The organism is Pseudoalteromonas sp. MTN2-4 (assembly GCF_042848605.1).
Classification (GTDB): Bacteria; Pseudomonadota; Gammaproteobacteria; order Enterobacterales; family Alteromonadaceae; genus Pseudoalteromonas.
Genome location: NZ_BTGK01000002.1, coordinates 201,278 through 215,843, shown reverse-complemented (window position 1 = coordinate 215,843; position 14,566 = coordinate 201,278). Strand labels below are relative to the sequence as shown.

At 42.6% G+C, this 14,566-nt stretch carries 16 protein-coding genes and 1 pseudogene; 4 read left to right on the top strand and 13 right to left on the bottom strand.

Going from position 1 to position 14,566, the window contains the following annotated elements:
* Positions 1-277 precede the first annotated feature (277 nt).
* From ACGHEH_RS05995 to ACGHEH_RS05970, 6 genes are all read right to left on the bottom strand, one after another.
* Entirely contained in the window at positions 278-1,642 is a 1,365-nt protein-coding gene (locus tag ACGHEH_RS05995; RefSeq protein WP_390442855.1) for a sulfite reductase subunit alpha, read from the bottom strand.
* A gap of 1 nt (position 1,643) precedes the next feature.
* Positions 1,644-2,468: a DUF4198 domain-containing protein gene (locus ACGHEH_RS05990; RefSeq protein ID WP_390442853.1), complete on the bottom strand. Its 825-nt coding sequence runs from the start codon at positions 2,466-2,468 to the stop codon at positions 1,644-1,646.
* An 8-nt stretch (positions 2,469-2,476) separates the two neighbouring features.
* Positions 2,477-2,989, bottom strand: a complete 513-nt coding sequence (locus ACGHEH_RS05985) for a DUF2271 domain-containing protein (RefSeq protein WP_138483872.1) — start codon at positions 2,987-2,989, stop codon at positions 2,477-2,479.
* A 10-nt stretch (positions 2,990-2,999) separates the two neighbouring features.
* Positions 3,000-3,596 (bottom strand): PepSY-associated TM helix domain-containing protein, encoded by a 597-nt coding sequence (locus ACGHEH_RS05980; RefSeq protein ID WP_390442850.1) that lies wholly within the window; start codon positions 3,594-3,596, stop codon positions 3,000-3,002.
* 235 nt (positions 3,597-3,831) lie between these two features.
* Entirely contained in the window at positions 3,832-4,815 is a 984-nt protein-coding gene (locus ACGHEH_RS05975) for a catalase family peroxidase (RefSeq protein ID WP_390442847.1), read from the bottom strand.
* 128 nt (positions 4,816-4,943) lie between these two features.
* Entirely contained in the window at positions 4,944-5,609 is a 666-nt protein-coding gene (locus ACGHEH_RS05970) for a glycine-rich domain-containing protein (protein WP_390442844.1), read from the bottom strand.
* A 158-nt stretch (positions 5,610-5,767) separates the two neighbouring features.
* Between ACGHEH_RS05970 and ACGHEH_RS05965 the strand changes: the two genes are divergently transcribed.
* Both ACGHEH_RS05965 and ACGHEH_RS05960 read left to right on the top strand, forming a co-directional pair.
* Positions 5,768-5,920 carry a hypothetical protein gene (locus ACGHEH_RS05965; RefSeq protein WP_390442841.1) on the top strand — a complete coding sequence of 51 codons (153 nt, stop codon included), beginning with the start codon at positions 5,768-5,770 and terminating at the stop codon, positions 5,918-5,920.
* 24 nt (positions 5,921-5,944) lie between these two features.
* A pseudogene (locus ACGHEH_RS05960) lies at positions 5,945-6,106 on the top strand (gamma-glutamylcyclotransferase family protein); the annotation flags it as partial.
* A gap of 58 nt (positions 6,107-6,164) precedes the next feature.
* Here the strand turns inward: ACGHEH_RS05960 and grxC are convergent.
* Entirely contained in the window at positions 6,165-6,416 is a 252-nt protein-coding gene (grxC, locus tag ACGHEH_RS05955; RefSeq protein WP_390442838.1) for a glutaredoxin 3, read from the bottom strand.
* Positions 6,417-6,498: 82 nt separating this feature from the next.
* Here grxC and ACGHEH_RS05950 point away from each other — a divergent pair, with 82 nt between their 5' ends.
* The gene (locus ACGHEH_RS05950; RefSeq protein ID WP_390442836.1) at positions 6,499-7,416 is read left to right on the top strand and encodes an AraC family transcriptional regulator; all 918 of its coding nucleotides are present in this window, start codon (positions 6,499-6,501) and stop codon (positions 7,414-7,416) included.
* 1 nt (position 7,417) lies between these two features.
* Positions 7,418-7,792, top strand: a complete 375-nt coding sequence (locus ACGHEH_RS05945) for a DoxX-like family protein (RefSeq protein ID WP_390442835.1) — start codon at positions 7,418-7,420, stop codon at positions 7,790-7,792.
* Positions 7,793-7,894: 102 nt separating this feature from the next.
* Here ACGHEH_RS05945 and ACGHEH_RS05940 read toward each other — a convergent pair whose 3' ends face one another.
* From ACGHEH_RS05940 to ACGHEH_RS05915, 6 genes are all read right to left on the bottom strand, one after another.
* Positions 7,895-8,269, bottom strand: a complete 375-nt coding sequence (locus tag ACGHEH_RS05940) for a hypothetical protein (protein ID WP_390442833.1) — start codon at positions 8,267-8,269, stop codon at positions 7,895-7,897.
* Between the two features lie 70 nt (positions 8,270-8,339).
* On the bottom strand, positions 8,340-11,447 hold the full coding sequence (locus tag ACGHEH_RS05935; RefSeq protein ID WP_390442830.1) for an efflux RND transporter permease subunit: 3,108 nt from the start codon (positions 11,445-11,447) through the stop codon (positions 8,340-8,342).
* Between the two features lie 9 nt (positions 11,448-11,456).
* Positions 11,457-12,572 (bottom strand): efflux RND transporter periplasmic adaptor subunit, encoded by a 1,116-nt coding sequence (locus ACGHEH_RS05930; protein WP_390442827.1) that lies wholly within the window; start codon positions 12,570-12,572, stop codon positions 11,457-11,459.
* On the bottom strand, positions 12,572-13,180 hold the full coding sequence (locus ACGHEH_RS05925) for a hypothetical protein (protein WP_390442824.1): 609 nt from the start codon (positions 13,178-13,180) through the stop codon (positions 12,572-12,574). Before ACGHEH_RS05925 ends, ACGHEH_RS05930 begins: the two co-directional genes overlap by 1 nt.
* 69 nt (positions 13,181-13,249) lie before the next feature.
* Positions 13,250-13,600 (bottom strand): hypothetical protein, encoded by a 351-nt coding sequence (locus tag ACGHEH_RS05920; RefSeq protein WP_058032038.1) that lies wholly within the window; start codon positions 13,598-13,600, stop codon positions 13,250-13,252.
* A 466-nt stretch (positions 13,601-14,066) separates the two neighbouring features.
* Complete coding sequence (locus ACGHEH_RS05915; RefSeq protein WP_390444150.1) at positions 14,067-14,537, bottom strand: YHS domain-containing (seleno)protein; 471 nt, start codon at positions 14,535-14,537, stop codon at positions 14,067-14,069.
* Positions 14,538-14,566 lie beyond the last annotated feature (29 nt).

Sequence of the window (14,566 nt, the reverse complement as noted above, 5' to 3'; positions counted from 1 at the left end):
GCCTGGATTACCTGCAAATGCTGAGTTATCTTGACCGACATAACCAGTCGAAACATTGTATAAGTCAGTTTTTTTTGATGTTGTTTACAGAATAGTTAGTTTCTTGTTTTTGGTTGAAATAATCTGAGCTGTGGTCAACAGTGCTTCTAACGTATTGATGTCGAATTAAATAAATTATCTAGGGCTCAGGTTAAATAGTTGGAGCTGGGATGTTTGAAAGCTTAGGGTGAGCCGCAAAGCTTTCATGATGTTAATGCTGATTAGGTTGGTATTATTTTTAATATACATCTTTACGATAAAGGCCTTGTCTTTCTAGCCTTGATAATACAGGTTGACCTAATATATCAAGCAACATGCTTTCAACGTCTCTTGCCATACCTTGTAAGCTGCCACAGATAAAAATCGCCGCTCCGTTGTTGACCCAGTCTTTTAGTTTTGCCTGTTGCGCTAACAAGGCATCTTGTACATAGCCAGAATGACATCGACCTACTTTTATTTTGTTATCAGCGGTCTGCCTAGAAAAAGCGAGGTCGATTTCAGTTAAGTGCTTGGCATTAAACCATTCGGTGAGTTCTAGGTGCCAAGGTAAATCATGCTCTGCGCAACGTTCGCCGTAAAGCAGCCAGTTTTCATGATGTTGCTTTAGTTCTCGATGTTTTAAATGGCCTCTAAGCCCAGCTAAGCCGCTGCCATTTCCGATCAAGATGAGCTTTTTATGCTCGTCTAATGGATTAAATTTAGGGTTCGCCCTGATTGAGAATGCTTGCGTACTGTCTAAATCTGCTTGATGGCATAGCCAACCAGAGCCGAGGCCAAGCTCACCTGTTGGATGTTTTTGTTCTCTCACCAGCAGCTTTAAACTTTGCTCTTGTGGCACACTGGCAATACTGTACTCGCGAACGGTATCTTTAATGTGTAAGCGAGCAATGTCACCGGCTTGCCATGTTAAATCATTGGGCACAGCGAGATTTATTTCAAATAAAGGGGCGCCTGGGCTATTGATATTTACTTGCTGACGGCCAGTAAGTTTGAGCTGCTGAATAGGTAGCTGAGTAGACGACAGCGTTGAGCGAGGCACAGCTTCTGCTAGCAAACCTTTGTTTAATAAGTGTGAGTACCATTCATTAATACTGTTTTTATCAAGCTTGTCGACTAAAATTGGTTTAAACAAGGGTTTACAGTGTTTGCTTTGTAGTGCTTGATTGAGCGTTAGGCCAAATTGACAATATTGGTTATATGCTTTGTCTCCAAGCGCAAGAACTGCGTAATTTAGATGAGCAAGTGTGCTTTTTAATGTATCTAATTTGCCCAGAAAATGCCTACCATTATCAGGGGCTTCGCCTTCACCATAAGTACTGGCGATAATTAATAGGGTGTCGGCTTGTTTTAATTGTTGCTCGGTCACTTGGTTAAGCGAAATACACAGTGCAGGGTCGCCCTGATCTTTTAGTTTTACATGTAATTCACGGGCTAGTTGCTCACCAGAGCCGCTCTCACTTGCATAGGCAATGAGCGTTTTTGCGCGGCGCTCTTTATGATTTTGCCACTTGGCAACAATGACTTTGCGATAGCAAAACAGCGTAAAGAATAAATAGCCGACCAAAAGCAGGCCGGCTTGTACAAAGGGAGATGCGCTTAGCATTTTAGTCAGGTAGCACTTCTAAAACGGCAATGTAAGTGCCATTTCTTACCATCGCAGGGGCTTTGGCTTGGCTGTCTTCATACTCAGCTTCTAAGAAGTAGCGACCAGCACCATTCCATTTTAGTGTCACTATGCCTTCACTGTTACTTTTTACCTTAATTTCTTCTTGCGCATTACGAAAACGAGTCCCTTCTTGAATTGCAGTAATTTCAGCGCCAACTGCAGGTTTGCCGTCGATTAAGAATTTAAACTGTGCTTGCTCGCCTGCATAAAGTTCATTTGGGTGTGTAATAGCAACGAGCTCTAAACCTTTATTCGTTGGCTCTAGGGTTTTATTGGTTGGTGCGCCTAAGGTAACGAAAGTTTCCATACGACGAGCGTATTGGCTAATATTTAAGTCGTCAGCTTTTTTAGGTACGCGTTTTTTAAACTCAGCCATAGAGAAAGCTTCACCACGACCCGGGTACCATTTTGGTTTGCCATTTTCTTTCCATTGGGCATACAAGCCACTTGTTTCCATGAAAATTTTATATGTGCCCTGCTGGTTTAATGCCAAGTCAAACACATGACGGTATTTGCCTTTGTGCATGTTTTCAACTTGGGTTGCTGAACCATCAGGTTTATTTACTTTCACTCCAGTAAATCGACCTGCATTATAATTTGAAACGAAAATATCGTTTGAAACGGCGGCATCAAAACTTACCCAGCGGTTTTCACCCGAAAGCTGTGTTTCTTGTGGTACGATCCAAGCTCGGTGGGCGTTGACGTTAAAGCAACTTGCAGCAAGGCCCGCCAATAATAGCGATTTAAGAAGGGTTACTTTCATGGTGTTTCCTATGGGTTAATCGTGAATGAAATAGCGCCGAGCTCAGAGTTACCGGCTTGTTTAAATGTGGTTGTTTTAGTTTGCGGCCAAGTAAAAGGCAGATTAATCAGCTCGCGACCACCCACTTCACGCGCGGCTTCAACACGCAGGCGATAATTACCTGCTGGGAGGTTTTGAAGTTGAGCTTGCTCTAAAGAAAAACGCATTTGGTGTGTGCCAGGCCCGCGCGTTGCGCCGCTCATGCCATCAACAGGTAAGTCAAGGTTACGGCCCGTTCTACGCCACCACTGTCGCATATCTTTAAGCCATTTTTCGCCCTCGTTATTGCGCATATCAACGTCGTACCACACAGCTAAATTACTGACAACTTTGTTGCTGTCATTTTCAATCCAAACAGCGACATAAGGCTTGTGATATTCGGCAACTTGTAATCTTGGCAGCTCAACAGAGACGCTGAGATCTGAGGCGAAGCTCGGAGCCGCGGCCGCAACAAGTAAAAGTGGGGCAATATAATGTTTCATCAAACGCTCCTTAATGCGCACTGAGAATTAAAATAATGACAGGGAAAACCGCACCTGCAACGACCAAGGGCCAAGTGCTAGGGCGTTGATTTGCATAGCGAATAAGTAACCAAAAACCACTGATTGAAAATACAATGCAAAGCACAGAAAAAAAGTCGATAAACCAGCGCCATGCTGTGCTGGTATTGCGGCCTTTGTGCAAATCGTTAAGATATGAGATCACACCGCGGTCGGTGTTTTCATACACAAGCAACCCGCTATCAAGCTCGATACTTAACCAAGCATCTCCACCAGGTTTGGGCATACCTAAATACACCTCGTAGTCATCCCACTCAGCATCTGTTTTTGGTGTGGCAATATTGTGCTCATTTATCAAAAACTGTCTAACGGCTTGTGGAAGTGGGCCGCTATCGCGATTGTTAAGTGTCTGTTTAATGCCTTCACTCAGCTCGACTTCTAGCGTGGTTATCACTGGCGTGGCTTTTATATCTGCGGCATGATTGAGAGTGATCCCCGTTACTGCAAATAACAGCATACCGACCAGGCATAATGCGGATGTGATCCAGTGCCATTGTCTGACAGTGCCAAGTAAATTTGAAAGTTTCATTATTAAATACAACGGGCTGACGACTATTTTATCTCGCGCAATTATACATGTGAAATTTTAAATGAGAAGGATTTTTATTTGTGTTTGTTTCGAAGCTGCTCTTTAGAATGACTAAGGCGAAAGATGAATATCTAAAAATGATTAAGTGTTGTTACCGATTGGTATCATTTTTCAGAGTGTTAGCTGATGAGCCCGGAAAACATCACACTGCTTTTTAGGCTCAAGCAAAAGGGGATTACTGGCCGCTTAAACGTTTACCAAATGAAATGGCATAAGCCATAGAGCGCATTTTCAGAACAGGGTCCTCACTGGCCGTAAACCCTTGAGAAATCACATTGGGGTCAAAGTTGATTGGCGTACAAGCATCTCCGCCTGATTGTTTAAGAACTACTTTACCAAGTGCGACTTGTGCTCTGCCTGCTGGCCATTGAACAGAAGGGTCAATTACTGCATCTTGCTTTTCACCAATCACTGCATTAAGGGTAAAAGATACGGTACCCTGAGTAAGTTGATTGGCGAGCTTATCAGCTAAGAAAGCGGGCTTAAGCTGCTGGGCTTGTTCTTTTGATAGTGTTTTTACACCTAAGTCTGGCGTAAGCTGCCAGCGGAATTTTACTTGCTCAGCGCCATTACCGTAAAAGAAAGTATGTAAACCAAAAAACTCGGTGTTAGCGAACGAAGCGGGCGTTTTGGCTTGTGCATTCCATGCCACATTGCCTTGCACGCTCGGGTTATTCTTAATGTATTCTTGGGTTTTCTTTGGATCGCGCTTACCATTTTCATCGGGCAATAAGGTTGATAAAAAGCCAAAGAAGGTCTCGGGATCTTTGCCTGCAAAAACCGGGAAGTTATTGCCCGTAAAGATGTGTCGAGCGCCACCCGGTAAGCTAATTTGCATGCCCATACCACGCGTACCCGTTGTGCGTTCGTCTGCGATTGGGTTACCACCACCCATTGAAAACCTGAGTTTGACGGGGAGTGTACCGCTACTTAAAAGAGGTGCACTTTTGAATAAGTTAGATTGCGTATTGGGTTGAAATTCTCCGACGGCACATACACCAGAGGCATGAGCTTTGCGAACGCCTAGATGTTTACCGTTCAACTTTTCAAATAATTGAATAAATTCATTTGCGGAAACAGGTTTTTCTGGAGCAGCAATAATTTGGCCTGAAAAAATAAGCGCGACTGCAGCGCTATAAACGTAAGCATGTGTTGTCATATCGATTACCTGACGGTGACTTAATTATTTATTCGAATAAGCTAATACTTTGCAAGACAGGCAATCGATTTAATTAATTTCAAATTTGCGTTATTTAGCGCATTTTGAGCGATTTTTAGTGGCTTTTATTAACTTCCTCCCCCGCAGCCACCCCCAGAGCAGCCCCCAGAGCAGCCCCCAGAATCACCACCACTATCGGCAGAGCTTGAGCCACATGAAGCAGAGCAACCTATATGTGTCGCACAATAACCCTCTTTATCGACCCCTTGGCAATTAAGTTGGTACTTAAATCCATCTTCGATATCAAGTAAGGCATCTATTGCGAATAAAAGCGGTAATCGGGTCGGTTTTAGAGGAGAAGTTCTTTCTTTCGCACATGCTAGTTTCCAAGCGGTTTTTATGCCTTGTTGAGCTGATTTCGGAGAAGACATGGCTTCGGCTGGATGGTGGTGTAAAAAACGGCCAAACGCTTTTTGGCAAAAGTCCTGATAGAACTTGGTAAATAAAATGAGTTCATGCCATGCCACATCAACAACCTGCGAAGGCATTGAAACGGGCTTACCTTTGGCTAATAAATTTACATGGAACCATTCTCTCAAGCCCCTTTCTACTGTTTTTAACTGTTCGTCAGACAGATGCGGGTATCGGCTTTTAACCGTCTGCAAAACCTTTGCGGGTACCTTAAAGTTTTTTATGTGGGCTGTTCTTTTAGCTAATTGTTTTGATTTAAATTTGAAAGCTGTAATTAGCAATGCCACGACTGCAATAATGCCTATTAAGATGTGTGCTTCCATAGCGTGTCCTGAGATTCATTATTTTTATTTATCAGCACTGTACCAGAAAAGTGTACCTATTTCGCAGTATTAATTTTTGTGAGAAACCGCACAAAAAGCTGTTCTGTAAATCACCTTTCTTACATGTTTTAACTCTTATAAAAAAACGGGATGATAAAGTGGAAAGGTTGTTTGTATATGGGACGCTCGCACCGGGCAAGCCAAATGAGCATATTTTGCAGGAAGTCGAAGGTGAATGGTTGCCTGCGACTGTCAAAGGAGAACTGCATCAAACAGGGTGGGGAGCTGAACTCGGTTTTCCTGCAATTTAACTAGATGATTCAGCTGGTGAAGTCTCGGGGCTGTTATTCTGTTCTTATGCCTTGAAAGAACACTGGGCAATGCTTGATGAGTTTGAGTGGGAACAATACGAACGCGTTATTGTGAATGCAACCCTTGAGAGCGGCGAGCAAGTTGAGGCATACGTTTACTCACTGGCTTCACCGAAAAGTGCGTAATTAAATCTTTAATAACGCGACCAATAAAAAACGGGCGAGTCAGAGTTCGCCCATGATTTTAAGCACGTTTTAGTTTGCCGAACTTTTTCACATAAGCTTGAAAGTCATCAAATCCACCTATGTGCTGGTCATTAATGAATATCTGCGGCACGGTTCTTCGCCCGCCGCTCAGCTCAACCATATTGTTAAATGCATCTTGGTCATCCGATACTTCAATTTCTTTGTACTGCCAGTTTAATTTGGCTAGTAACGCTTTGGCTGCTTTGCAATAAGGACAGTAGTCTTTGTGAAACAATGTGATGTTGGCCATATTTAGATCCGGTTTGCTTAATTTGTGCAAGCAAGTTTAAATAGAGCCCATTCATTGCACTATGTCTTAATATTCGTAAACCATGTCAGAAAGTCCAAATATATACTTAAATGACCCCGATCCTTTGAGTGTGCTGTTGAAGCGCTTGTCACTTAACGCTGAGGTGTATGTGAACGGCGATTTTTGTGGCACGTGGGCCGTTGATACATCAGGCAGTCGTCGTATTCCATTTCATTTAATTGGTGATGGTGAGGCTTGGTTGCATATTAATGGTGAGGTTACGCAACTACAGAAATGGGACTTGGTGATTTTTCCGCACGATCATCAACATATCATTGCCAACTCTGCAGATAAGCCTGATGAACAGTTAATAAACGCCCCAATGAGTAATGATGGCGCAGTAACCAATATGGTCTGTGGCTTTTTTGAATTTAAGCATGCTCAGATGAACCCGCTATTAGATGCAATGCCCGAGGTGATCCATCTTCAAGCAAGTACAAATGCTGATGATGCTAAAACTCGCAGGCTGATTGAAATGATGATCAACGAGTTAAAGCAGTCTAGGGTAGGGTGCTATACCGTGGTTGATCAATTGGCTTATCTGCTTTTTATTGAAGTTTTACGACAACAAGTTGAAACAAATGTATTAAATTCAGGGCTATTAGCTGCGATGTTTGATACGCGAATAGGCAAGGCATTGAATGCCATTCACCAAAACCCACAACGCAATTGGCAGTTACAAGCATTGGCCGACGAAGCGCTGATGAGTCGCTCGAACTTTTCTGACAAGTTTACAAGTCTGGTTGGCTTAAGCCCGATGAAGTATTTAGTTAAATGGCGAATGGTTGAGGCATATCGTTTGCTTGTGAATACTGAGAAAAGCGTTGCCGACATAGCAGAGCTCAGTGGCTATGAATCAGAAGCGGCTTTTCGTAAAGCATTTAAACAACACCAAGGTGAAGCACCGGGTGCGGTAAGAAGTGAGTCTAATAGGATTTAGCATGACAACAGTTCAAATGGCCCGTTACATGATTACTTTTGTGTGGTTGTATCACGGTATTTTTCCAAAGCTTGTGCATGTTGCGCCACTCGAACAGCTCATGACGGGCAGCATAGGTTTTTCAGATGATATTTCTTATTTAATAACTAAGGCGGCGGGTATTGGCGAAGTGATATTTGGTTTGCTATTTTTCGTTTTTTATAAAACTAAGCTTATGAATATCCTGAATATACTCGCATTGGCTTTTTTATTACTTTCAGTTGCTATGCTTCAACCGCAATTGTTAATTGAAGCTTTTAATCCAGTGACCACAAACTTACCAATCATGGTATTTAGCTTTGTATTGTTGAATGAAATAAATCGAGGAAAGCTTTAGATGAAAAAGACAAGTTTAATGGTTTTTACAATCAGTAATAACGCAATCTTAAAATACCAAAAATGAATACCCTAGCCTAAGCTAAGGTATTCAAATTACTGTTTAGAAAGTAAAGCGAACAGTCACACTGTGGTGACCATCTTCTTTTACTTTAACTAATACTTTTGAACCCTCAGGAATAACAATATTAGCTGACATTTTGTTACCGCCAGCCGAAGTAAGTTCAACATCTGACTTCTTACCTTTTGCAAGCACTGTAATGTCACCTGTTACTTTTTCCGTTGGGTAAGGCTTACCATGGTCACGAAGGTATAAGCTTGCACCTGACTCTTCGCGAACAAGTTCAAACACCATTTCGTGCTCAACTTTCACTACGCCACCATGAAGGGGTTTTGTATCACCATGTGCTGATGCATTTGGTGCGAAGAACAGGGCGCTAAGCGTTACAAAAATTAATGTAATAAATGTGTTTTTCATGTTTTTTTTCTCTTTATGTTGATATTAAAAAGGTTGCTCCCTTCACATATGCGCAAAGGGAAGTAGGTTATTAAATGAGCTCTTTTGAGTTGCTGCTCAGCCATTTTTCTGTCGATTTTTTACCAAATTTCCAGTACAGCAAAGGGGTTAACAAGGTATCTAACAAGGTCGAGCTCATAAGGCCTGAAAAGATAACAATTGCAACAGGATGCAATATCTCTTTACCAGGTTGATCAGCCGCCCATAACAAAGGTATTAACGCGAACGCTGTTACCATCGAAGTCATCAGTACGGGTGATAAACGCTCTTTTGCACCGCGAATTATCAAGGCCTTATCGAATACTTCGCCCTCAAAGCGAATTAAGTTTAGATAATGGCTAATTTTTAAAATGCCATTTCGTGCAGCAATGCCCGTTAAGGTAATAAACCCAACCACAGAGGCGACCGACAGTGAAGTATGGGTTAACCACATCGCAATCACGGCACCAATTAAGGTCATAGGTAAACTACACATAATAATGGTTGCAAACACCATGGATTGATAGCGCAGGTAAAGTACCAAGAAGATTAACGCAAATGACAAAACTGACAGCACAATGAGCAAACGCATGGCTTGTTCTTGCGCTAAAAATTGCCCTTCTAGACTAATAAAACTGTCATCGGGTAACTCATGTGCAGCCACGATTTCGCGAATATCTGCAAGCAGCGTTTTTACATCGACATTCTCACTGTTGGCATATAACACTAAACGGCGGCGTCCATTTTCACGAAGCACCTGATTAGGGCCATCAAGCAATTGAATATCAGCAATATAGGAAACCGGAATTGCCCCCGCTGGTGAATCAATTAAGGTCTTTGCAATGGCTGCAGGCGTTCGATTTTCATCTTCTAAGCGAAGTACCAACTCAAAGCGTTTTATCCCATCAATCACATCGGTCACACTGGTGCCTTCAGTAAGCATGTTTAATTGACGCAGCGCAGAGCCTGGCGTTAAACCATATTTAGCTAAGTCTTGATACCTTAAACGCACACTCAACTGCGGAATAAGCACTTGTTTTTCAATATTGATATCGACAAGGCCAGGAACGCTTTCAAGCTTTTTACGAAGACTTTCAGCACTGATGCGTAAGCCCTCTAAATCATCACCAAACAACTTAATCGCAAGCTGCGCACGCACACCCGATAATAAGTGGTCGAGTCTATGGGAAATTGGCTGACCGATAGCAACTTGCCCAGGTAAAACAGACAATTTGTCACGAATTTTAGCAAGCACTTCATCGCGGCTTCGTTCTGACGGGATTAAGTCGACATCTACCTCTGACGAGTGAACGCCTTCAGCATGTTCATCTAATTCAGCGCGCCCTGTGCGTCTTCCCACTTGCGTAACTTCCGGCACTGACAGCAATAATGACTCTGCTAAATGCCCCATTTTATTTGACTCTTCAAGTGACGTACCTGGCTCAAAAATAATACCAAGCACCAGTGAGCCTTCATTAAATGCAGGTAAAAATGCACGAGGAAATTGCGAAATACTTGCCGCCGAAAGCAGTGCTACAACACCTGTTACCGTAATCAGCTGTTTTGACTTAGGCAGCGCCCAATTAATCCAAAGGCTTTGTAAGTGCTTTAATTTTACTACCAACCAACTATCGCATTGGTGGATCACTTTGGCATTCGGTAATAAGTAGTAACACAGCACAGGGGTCACCGTCATCGACACCAATAGTGAGCCTAGGATCGCAACAATATAGGCAAGCCCTAACGGCGAGAATAATCGGCCTTCAATGCCTGGTAGCGCAAACAGTGGTAAAAATACCAAGATAACAATCGCGGTCGCGTAAACAATGCCTGAGCGCACTTCTACACTGGCTTGCCACACCACATCAAAGACAGATTTTGGTGATTGCGATTGCGCGTTTTGTTTTAAACGCCTGAGAATATTTTCAACGTCTACTACCGAGTCATCCACTAATTCACCAATGGCAATTGCAAGACCGCCTAGAGTCATAACGTTAATGCTTTGACCAAGCCATTGAAAAATCAACACCGTAACAGCCAAAGAAAGTGGAATAGCAAACAGTGAAATAAGCGTTGTTTTTGCAGAAAGTAAAAACAAAAACAGCACGATAGTCACCATAATGGCACCGTCTCGCAGCGCTTCTGTCACATTATCAATGGATGATTTAATAAAATCTGCTTGGCGAAACAATACTTGTGGCTGAGCAATGCCTTTTGGTAAACCTGCATTGAGCTCAGTTAAAGCTGATTCAATTTGCGTGGTTAATTGCACTGTGTCAGCATTGGGTTGTTTCTGCACATTAATCACTACGGCTGGCTTGCCATTAAAGCCGCCATCGCCGCGTTTTTCAGCTGCGGCATAACTCACAGAGGCAACCTGCGAGAGCAGTACAGGACGACCACCATGCCAGCCAACCGCTAATTTTTTCAGGTGTTCCACATCTAGCGTACGGCCTTGATGACGAATTAAATACTCTTGATTGTTTAAATCAACAAAGCCACCACCGAAATTAGCAGCAAAGTCATTTAGCGATGCTTGCAGTGATGTTAAATCCACATTTAATTGACGCATGCGCATTGTGTCGGGCGCAACACGCAGTTGACGCACTTCACCACCGATTGGGATCACTTGTGATACACCAGGAATAGCTAATAAGCGTGGGCGTAAAACAAAATCGGCGTATTCACGGGCGGCCATTGCATCGGTATCACCTTCAGCATCAATAGGCAGTGCAATCAACATCACCTCACCCATAATCGACGACACTGGCCCAATTACAGACGTATTGCCGGTCGGTAGTTGCTCTGATGCCAAATCTAATCGCTCAGAGACCAACTGACGATTACGGTAAATATCGGTATCCCATTCAAACTCAATGTAAACAATGGATAAACCAATGCCTGAGGTTGAGCGAATACGGGTAACACCAGTCACCCCATTGAGTAAATTTTCAAGGGGAAAGGTCACTAGTTGCTCAACTTCTTCAGGTGCCATACCACCTGCTTCAGTTAACACAGTAACAATCGGTTTATTAAGGTTTGGAAACACATCCACAGGCAGCTTTTGCCCTTGCAACACTCCGTAAGCCATCATGACAAAGGCAAGCAAGAGCACAACCAAGCGGTTTTTTAAGCTGCTTTTTACTAGTAAATTAAACATTTATATTGCCTATCTCACTTGGTTTAACAGTGATGCACCTGTAACCACAACGCGATTATCAGCACCGAGTCCTTCAGTGACTAACACAAGTCCAGGTTCAAGATGTTGATAGCGAATTAGTTGAGGTAAAAAACGCTCTGCCGAGAGTTTTATCCACACTTGCGGCAAATTATTTTGACTCAATACAACGGCATCCGCAGGGATCACAATGCCTTGTTGCTTTTCATTAACAGGCGCTTGTAAGCTAATGTTTTGATTGATAAATAAGCTTTTTTCAGATTGTTCCTGTGCCAACTCAAAATTAACATGCACTAAGCCATTCACAAGCTCGGGTGAAAAGCCCAAATAGTTAAGTGAGATTGCTGGCTGCTCAATCACTTTTGCTGAGGTTAATTGCTTAGTAAGCGCTAAATCACTGGTGCTTGCTTCAATGACAAATTGGTTTGGTGCAATTATCTCAAACAAAGCTTCACCTGCTTCGACCCATTGCCCGCGTGAAACCGTGTGGTTAATGAGCACACCCGAGATAGGTGCAATTAACACCTCTGGTTTCTCAAGACCTTTTTGCAGCGCTTGAGCCTGTTGTTTTAAGCTTAAAAGCTCAGTTTCTAGCTTCTCTAACGCTTGTTTTGAGGCTAAATCTCCCAGCTTCTTTAAACGCGCAACATCGCGATTGGTTTGCTCAATGCGATTGCGGATCGCAATTAATTCACTGGTTTGACTGGCAAGTTCATAGGCGGTGTCTTGATAACGAATTAAGCCAAGCACATCGCCTGCGTTCACTTTTGCACCCGTTGGATAAATACCAGTTTCAGGCGCATCTAATCGACCGTCACTACTTGATTGAATTTTTGCATAACCATCTGGGTGTGGTTTTACAATGGCATCTAAACGAACATGTTTTTTTACTTCTGACTCAGTAACAAACTGAGTACGGATATTGAGTAAAGCTTGGTGCTTCATCGGCATAATGACCGAGCCATCTGCTTGTTTGCCGAGTGCACCCTCAACTTTGTTAGACTTTTGGTCTAAGTGTTCACCGTTAGGGCCATGTGCACCAGGCGAGGCAAATAAACTCAGCGAGCATAAACTCAGTGATAACAATACCGCGTTTTTTAACTTCATTATTTACGCTCCTTAGACAAGCGACCAACAAACAAACCCACCACAAAAACCCCAATACACAGCAACACAATCAACCATGGGAAGTCATGGTGATGGTCGTCATGCTCAGCATTTTTATGAATATCAGTTGATTCAACAGTTTGATGGTTTTCTAAATTTGTCACCAATAAATCGCCATTTTCTTTTGTTAAAATGGTCATGACGATTTCATGTAACCCCGCTTGCTTTAGTTGAGTAAGCAGGGTTTGATCGGTCACAATATAGGCTTGTAACTGCGCTGAAAATTCAGCACTTGCGGACATTTCACCAAGCTCTAAATCGATAGATGCATCAGCAATTGGGGTGTTGGTTTTAAAATCATGGAGGTAAATAACCAGTTGGTTTTCAAGTAGCTCGCCAGCCAATTCGAAGGTTTCGGTGAAACTTTCAAACTTCGGATTGGTCGAAGCCGCGGCTTTAGTTCGAGTATCTAAATGCTCACCATTTGGACCATGGGCACCAGGAGACGCTACCGCTTTGGTGATAAAAACAAACGATAAAAGCAATAAAGCTAAGATAAAACGTGCACTAAACTGCTTTTTATACAGTGCAAAAAATGTATTAGACATAGTTAATCCAAAAAAACAAAAACACTAGCCGAGCGACAACGGTCACCGACTACGAAACGTTAATTTGAATTAAGCCCGAGGGGGAGGTGTGGTGTGTTTTATAAAGGGCGGTGACCAATTATTATTAATTGATACAATTGAGCCCATTGGTTTTATTTCGGCTTTGGAATAAGGGAAAGCATCTAGAGCAACCGTTGCACAGCAATGTAAGTCTTGATTAATGTGTTTTACGGCGTCTTTAGTAAATGAAATTTCAAACTCGCTTTCGTTGTCATGATCATGACTATGCGGCTGACCTATTTCATGAAGTAATTGGTGAACATCGCCTTGAGTATGGTGCTCTTCTCCATGCGCAATACTTCCGAATACCTGAGTACTCAGAATGCAAAGCATCATTATAAGAAGAGTTAATTTACGCATTAGGCGAATGTTTTCAAAAAAATCTTGCCTGATGCTAACATCGAAATTTCACAGGCTCAATTTTTAATTATTAAAAATGTCTTCGCTTTTTGATTAGTAAGTGAATCTAAAACTAATCAAATAGACAAAAAAGTCAGGCTAAGTTCCTGAGATAAGGGCGTGTTTATCTCTGAGGTATGAATTTTTTTCAAATCAAAGGCTTTCGATACGCGAAATGAGCTGCGCAGCAAAGGTTGCCCCGCATAATGGGTTATGTAAGTGGTGAATGACAAAGTAGTGGAAGCCTTTGGTTGAACTCTTCGAGCAGCGCGAGTTGAACATTTATTCAGCGTTATCGGCTAACTAACATAAAATAACTATGCTACGCAGCCTCTGCCTGGCCTAAATATCCAACTCACAGCTGCAAAAACACACACCAAAGGTCAACACGCCCTAAGCCTGACAAACAAACCTAGCCGCCTAGCGGTTAAAGTTTGTTAGGGTCGACCTCTTCTACCTCGGGCCATTCTGAATTAGCTTCAAGAATGTGCTTAGGTACGTTTTCAGCCCAAGCCTTATAAACGTCTAAGTTTTTGTTTACATATAGCTTGCCATCAACGACTTCAAATGCCTTACCGTCGATGTCGAATTTTTTACCAAATGTCATACCGTATGCGCAGAAGCCGCCATATTGAGGGGCGTACTTAGCTGGGTTTTTATTAAATAAGTCTCTATTTTCAGCTGATGCGAAACGGTAAATTGCGTCGTTATATACGGCGGTAAACTTTGCGCTACCAAGCACAGGTTTACCATCTGTGAAGTAACCAATTACATCGTGGCCCGCTAAAATAACGCCATTTTGATCTGTTTCAGTATCGTGACCTGCATGGGCGATTGATGAAATACCGATTAAAGCCACGGCTATTGCTGTTTTGAGAGAAGTGAATAAAGCCATCAGATTTGCTCCAAGTGTTCAAGTTGCTGATA

What these genes read in the sequence shown, in the direction of transcription:
- grxC (WP_390442838.1), bottom strand. Translation starts at nt 6,416, where the DNA reads ATGGCCAACATCACATTGTTTCACAAAGACTACTGTCCTTATTGCAAA.
- ACGHEH_RS05980 (WP_390442850.1), bottom strand. Translation starts at nt 3,596, where the DNA reads ATGAAACTTTCAAATTTACTTGGCACTGTCAGACAATGGCACTGGATC.
- ACGHEH_RS05990 (WP_390442853.1), bottom strand. Translation starts at nt 2,468, where the DNA reads ATGAAAGTAACCCTTCTTAAATCGCTATTATTGGCGGGCCTTGCTGCA.
- ACGHEH_RS05940 (WP_390442833.1), bottom strand. Translation starts at nt 8,269, where the DNA reads ATGAAAAACACATTTATTACATTAATTTTTGTAACGCTTAGCGCCCTG.
- ACGHEH_RS05930 (WP_390442827.1), bottom strand. Translation starts at nt 12,572, where the DNA reads ATGAAGTTAAAAAACGCGGTATTGTTATCACTGAGTTTATGCTCGCTG.
- ACGHEH_RS05985 (WP_138483872.1), bottom strand. Translation starts at nt 2,989, where the DNA reads ATGAAACATTATATTGCCCCACTTTTACTTGTTGCGGCCGCGGCTCCG.
- ACGHEH_RS05935 (WP_390442830.1), bottom strand. Translation starts at nt 11,447, where the DNA reads ATGTTTAATTTACTAGTAAAAAGCAGCTTAAAAAACCGCTTGGTTGTG.
- ACGHEH_RS05945 (WP_390442835.1), top strand. Translation starts at nt 7,418, where the DNA reads ATGACAACAGTTCAAATGGCCCGTTACATGATTACTTTTGTGTGGTTG.
- ACGHEH_RS05995 (WP_390442855.1), bottom strand. Translation starts at nt 1,642, where the DNA reads ATGCTAAGCGCATCTCCCTTTGTACAAGCCGGCCTGCTTTTGGTCGGC.
- ACGHEH_RS05925 (WP_390442824.1), bottom strand. Translation starts at nt 13,180, where the DNA reads ATGTCTAATACATTTTTTGCACTGTATAAAAAGCAGTTTAGTGCACGT.
- ACGHEH_RS05975 (WP_390442847.1), bottom strand. Translation starts at nt 4,815, where the DNA reads ATGACAACACATGCTTACGTTTATAGCGCTGCAGTCGCGCTTATTTTT.
- ACGHEH_RS05970 (WP_390442844.1), bottom strand. Translation starts at nt 5,609, where the DNA reads ATGGAAGCACACATCTTAATAGGCATTATTGCAGTCGTGGCATTGCTA.
- ACGHEH_RS05950 (WP_390442836.1), top strand. Translation starts at nt 6,499, where the DNA reads ATGTCAGAAAGTCCAAATATATACTTAAATGACCCCGATCCTTTGAGT.
- ACGHEH_RS05920 (WP_058032038.1), bottom strand. Translation starts at nt 13,600, where the DNA reads ATGCGTAAATTAACTCTTCTTATAATGATGCTTTGCATTCTGAGTACT.